At 64.9% G+C, this 4,604-nt stretch carries 2 protein-coding genes and 2 pseudogenes; 3 read left to right on the top strand and 1 reads right to left on the bottom strand.

Annotation, left to right across the window (positions count from 1 at the left end; translation table 11 throughout):
* The first annotated feature begins 395 nt into the window (after nucleotides 1-395).
* Complete coding sequence (locus ADL12_RS58505) at nucleotides 396-578, top strand: DUF1059 domain-containing protein (protein ID WP_079052181.1); 183 nt, start codon at nucleotides 396-398, stop codon at nucleotides 576-578.
* Nucleotides 579-3,053: 2,475 nt separating this feature from the next.
* Here the strand turns inward: ADL12_RS58505 and ADL12_RS20880 are convergent.
* Nucleotides 3,054-3,443 (bottom strand): hypothetical protein, encoded by a 390-nt coding sequence (locus tag ADL12_RS20880; protein WP_062704189.1) that lies wholly within the window; start codon nucleotides 3,441-3,443, stop codon nucleotides 3,054-3,056.
* Nucleotides 3,444-3,513: 70 nt separating this feature from the next.
* Between ADL12_RS20880 and ADL12_RS50710 the strand changes: the two are divergent.
* Both ADL12_RS50710 and ADL12_RS50705 read left to right on the top strand, forming a co-directional pair.
* Nucleotides 3,514-4,271: pseudogene (locus tag ADL12_RS50710) on the top strand (transposase family protein).
* 33 nt (nucleotides 4,272-4,304) lie between these two features.
* Nucleotides 4,305-4,469 (top strand): annotated as a pseudogene (locus ADL12_RS50705) (pirin family protein); the annotation flags it as partial.
* Nucleotides 4,470-4,604: the final 135 nt, after the last annotated feature.

The following is a 4,604-nucleotide window of genomic DNA, read 5'->3' as shown; positions in this document are numbered from 1 at the left end:
AGCCTCCACGGGCTCGACAGCCTCGGATCCGGACACGTTCTCACTGGTCATCGATGCATCTTCCATGATCGGGAGTTACACCGAACGTCTTACAGTCCCACGAGGGCTTCGCTGGCGTCACCAGCGCGCTCGGTTCCGGGGCAGGCCGACTGCAAGCAGTCGAGGATATGCCGAGGGCCTCACATCCGGCAGGAGGCGCAAGGTCTTGATGGGGAGTGGAGCAGAAGAGTATCGGGCTGCGGGGGTGGAGCTGAGCCCTAATGGCGGTTGTCGCGGATGTGAATCTTGCCGTAGCTGCCTGTCGAGGTCCTTTCATGCGCCCGGCTGCTACAGCACTGCGGGTTAGCCGGATTGCCCTGAAGCTGCTCCTCCGCGGACTGACGCTGTAGGGGGCCGTGCCCAAGCTGGTGGGGCGGTCAATAGTTCAAGGGTGTCCTCTGGAGGCATCGGCTCCCTCAGGGGCTCTCCTCGTCGTCCGTCTTCGGCAGCACGCGCAGAGCCATCACGGTGCCTTCGGCGCCGAAGGAAACGGGACCCCACAGCGGTGCCGTGGTGCTGGTCGGGTATGTGTCACGTAGTTCGTACGCCCGGTTCCGGTATGACTCCACCCGTCCCTTGACCAGCAGGTCGTACAGTTCCTCGGATATCCCGGAGAACGCCTCGACACGGATCCGGTTGAGTCGGAAGACCTGATCGGTTCCGACGTACACCGTCGGCCCTATCTTGTGCCGCGCGTCCCGGACGCTGGACGAACCGGCGAACGTCTGCTGCTTGTAGTGCTTGTGGCCCTGCTTATCGGTCAGGTACTGGGCGATCTCGGTGCCCGCACCAGCGAAGGCCAGCTGGCCAGCGGCTCCAGTGCGCGCGAGCAGCTGGCCGTACCAGCCAAGCTCCTTGCCGGGTATAAGGAACCCGTCCTGAATCCGTTCCCTGCGGCCGTCGGCAGGGACGTTCACCGCGCCGGCGTACGCGAGGTTCCGTTCCGACAGCACTGCGTCCGCACACCCTCGCCCCGCGGCCGGCCTCGCGGGCAGCAGTCCTGCGCCCGGCGCCTGCAGAGCGTTGACGGTGATTCCGTCCACCGCGAGTAGTTCGGTGGATATCAAGAGGCACGGCGTGGTGTTCCACTCGGCAAGGTGGAAGTGCTCGGCGCGCTCGCTGCCCCTGGCCAGCTGCTTGAATGCTGAGCGGTCAGCTTTGGCGGTGCGCTTGCTGGCCTTCTGATGGTTGCCGCTGACCGTCACCACGAAGACGCGTGACCGCTCGCCCGGCCGCCATGCTTCGATGAAGAAGTCGGGTCGTGGCCGGGCGCCCAGGGACGGTCGAGGGCCGGAGCGCGCGAAGCCCGCCAGGAGTATGGCTTCCGCGTCCAGGGTGGAGACCATGTGGTCCGGGAAGTGGTTCCGCACGGTGCGTTCGGCGACGGCGAGTCCGAAGGCTCGCCCCAATTCCCGTGCCTGCATGGCTCTGTAGGAGAGCTCGGGGCTTTGGCCGTCGTCGGTGAGGGCCAGGTGGCCGCCGGGACCGGTGGCCATGGCCTGGCAATACTTCAGTCCTTGCCAGTGTTCGGCCAGCCCTCTGCCGCGTCCATGACGGGCGAGGGTGGTGGCTCGCGCGAAGACGCTTAGCAAGTCCCAGGGGGTGGAGACGAGATCCTGGCGGTCGGCGCCTTGTAACGGTCCGAGTTCGGGCTTGCGGAAACTCGGCTCTTTCTCGTCCCGGTTCCGTGCGCGCTGTCGATCGATGGCCGCGGCGGCCTTGTCCATGTCCGTGACCAGTGCGGCGGTCGAATTGATACGGACGGGGATCGTTGTGCTGAGCCGGTCGAGTACCTCTTCCACAGATGCTGACATGGCTCGGCACCGTACGAGCGAAGGTATGGGCGCACGCAAGTGCGCATGGGCGCTTGCGTTGCCTCAGCGAGGCGGGCACACGATCATCGGTCCGCCTGGCAGGTCAGGAGGGCGAAGGCACCGTGTCGGTATATCCCTGTCAGCTCAAGCCGTTGGTGACACTGAGCAACCATGCGCGGATGCCGACCGGGCCAATGGAGCGTGCCGCGACGCAGGCCTGCCAGCACTGAGTCAGCACGCCGGCAACCCCGTGCTGGTTCCGTGCTGACTACCAGACCGGGAATCATGGAAAACCGCAGGTCCTAGCCCCGATCGAATGAGTTGTCGTACCACTCGATGGTGGTGCCGATGAGGCTGGCGGCGACGATGCGACGGAGGTTGTTCGGCGTTGGTGGAGCGGTTGCTGCTGAGGTCATGTGCGCCACTTCCTCGTGTGCGGTGGGGACGTGCGCCACTTCCTCGTGTGCGGTGGGGACGGGTACGTGTTCGCACACGGTAGGAATCTGCAGGTCAGGGGCACATGTGGTGGGACTACATAGTTCGGGAGCGGGGTGTGCGTGTCGCCCCTATGTCGGTGCTTCGCGGGCCGCTGCGAGGGCTTGATCAGTGACAGATCGGGCAGTGTCTGTGTTGCGTCATTCGGGATGATTTGACGCTGGCGTGCTGACTCCCGTGCTGGTTCGGTGCTGACTAAAAGCGCACGTCATCAGCCGTCTCCACCTCTCCCGTGCTGACTTGGTGCTGACTACGCTGCGTTGAACTCCGTCATCTGGGTCGATCGGACAGCTGCTGTCGCCTGGTCCAGCATGGAGCCGAGGCCTGACACCTCAAGGGTGTCGCAAGTGTCCCCGCGGGCGATCGCGTCAGTTGGTAGACCGCAAATGGGCGACGCGAATGGCGATGTCCACGCTCACCTTCGAGGGTGGGGGCCTGGGGGCCTCGCTGAACAAGGGATGGCGGTGCCCGTCCGGCATGCCCGTCAGCGCGGTTGCGTGGACGGCACGAGGCCCATGCCGCGCCTGCCGGACCGGCCCGCCCGCTCACGCCCAGTATGGACTGGGAGATGGCCGTGCTCGGCGATCTAGATGATCAATTCCAAGGGATGCCTGCGGAGGGTGTGGGGTGGGCGGCGGCCGAAGCCACCGCGAGACGGTCAGGCGGCGGGCTGCCGGCCCTGGTTGTCGAGGTGGCAGCGGGCGGTCAGGCGTCAGGGTCGACTTCGGGGTGCGTGAACCGCACGGGCTTGCCCAGCGACCGGGCGTAGGCGATTTCGGCTCGGGTGCTGTCTCCGATGTAGTCGCCGACTACGAGCACCTCATCAGCGAGCCGGATCTTCGCCCGGTGCAGATCGTCGAGTCGAACCTTCAGCGCCTCGGCCTCGACAGGATCGGACCAAAGTTCGTGCGGCGACTTCATGTCACAGCCCGGTTTGACGACAATCTTTCCGGCTTTGGTCTCCCGCAGATCGGCCTCGTTCATCTCAGTCATGAAGCGGGTGGAGCCGCAGATCACGACGATACGCGGGAGGCTCAACTGCTTCTTCGCGTCGGCGAGCTTCTCCGCGGGGGTGAGCAGATCCGGGTATGACACTGGTTCCTCCTGGTGGTGTGGTCCAAGGGGTGCCTGCGGAGACGAGAACGAGGGTGTCCAAGATCGTTTTGTGACGAACGACGTGGACACCCTCGCGACAGCACTCTATGCGACGACCGACGACATGCTGAAGGAGCATTCCGACCTGGCGCCGTGGCGCCCGCCGGTCGGCATTACGCCCCGCCTGAGCGATGCCGAACTGGTCACCCTCGCCACGATGCAGGCCATACTCGGCTACACCTTTGAGGCCAAATGGCTCCGCCATGCCCGTGCCCACCTGCGCCACCTCTTCCCCTACCTGCCCCAGCAGCCCGGCTACAACAAGCGGCTGCGCAAGGCCGCCGGTCTGATGCGAAGCGTCAACCGGATCCTGGCCACCACCACCTCGGTGTGGAGCGAGACGTATGGGTCGTGGACTCCACCCCGGTGGAATGCGGCCGCTCCCGCGAGACCCTCCTTGACCTCCTGGCAGCCGAACGCGAACTTCTGCGAGAGCGCCCCCGACAGACTCTCATCGGCGACAAGAACTACTTCGGCCGTGGTTTCGAACGCGAACTGTCCGAGCATGGAGTCCAGTTGCTGCGGCCTGCCCGTAAGGTGAACGGGAACGGCCTGGCGCAGCCTTGTTCAAGCCGCTGCGACAGGTCATCGAATCGAATCAACGAGACCTTCAAGGGACAGCTTGACCTCGAACGGCACCGAGGGCACACACCCGGACGTGTCATAGCCCGCGTCATGCAACGCATCCTCGCGCTGACCGCCGCGATTTGGCACAACGACGCCACCGGACAAACCGTCCTACGCCCACTGATCGCCTACTATCACTGACCCCCTGGAATAGATCATCTAGGGCTGTTCCACTTGTTCTGGAACTGGATCGGGCGATCTCAGGAAGAGATCGTGCAGGCCCGTCAGGACTGGATGGAACGCTCCCGGTTCGGGGAGGTGAAGGGGTACGACGGTGCCCCCCTGCCCGCACCGGAACTACCGCCGGTGCCGTTGAAACCGCGGGGAAGGGTGCGCTGACCTGCGGGAACGCTTCAGTGTTGGTGGCTGCTGCTTGGAGGCGGTCGGGTAATTCTCACTGGCTGCTGACTGCCTGCCAGAAGACGTCCCAACAGCCACCTGGCTCAGGTCGGTGCGGTTGGCGATTCCACAGTG

The organism is Streptomyces regalis (assembly GCF_001509475.1).
Classification (GTDB): domain Bacteria; phylum Actinomycetota; class Actinomycetes; order Streptomycetales; family Streptomycetaceae; genus Streptomyces; species Streptomyces regalis.
This window is presented reverse-complemented; position numbering and strand designations above follow the sequence as displayed.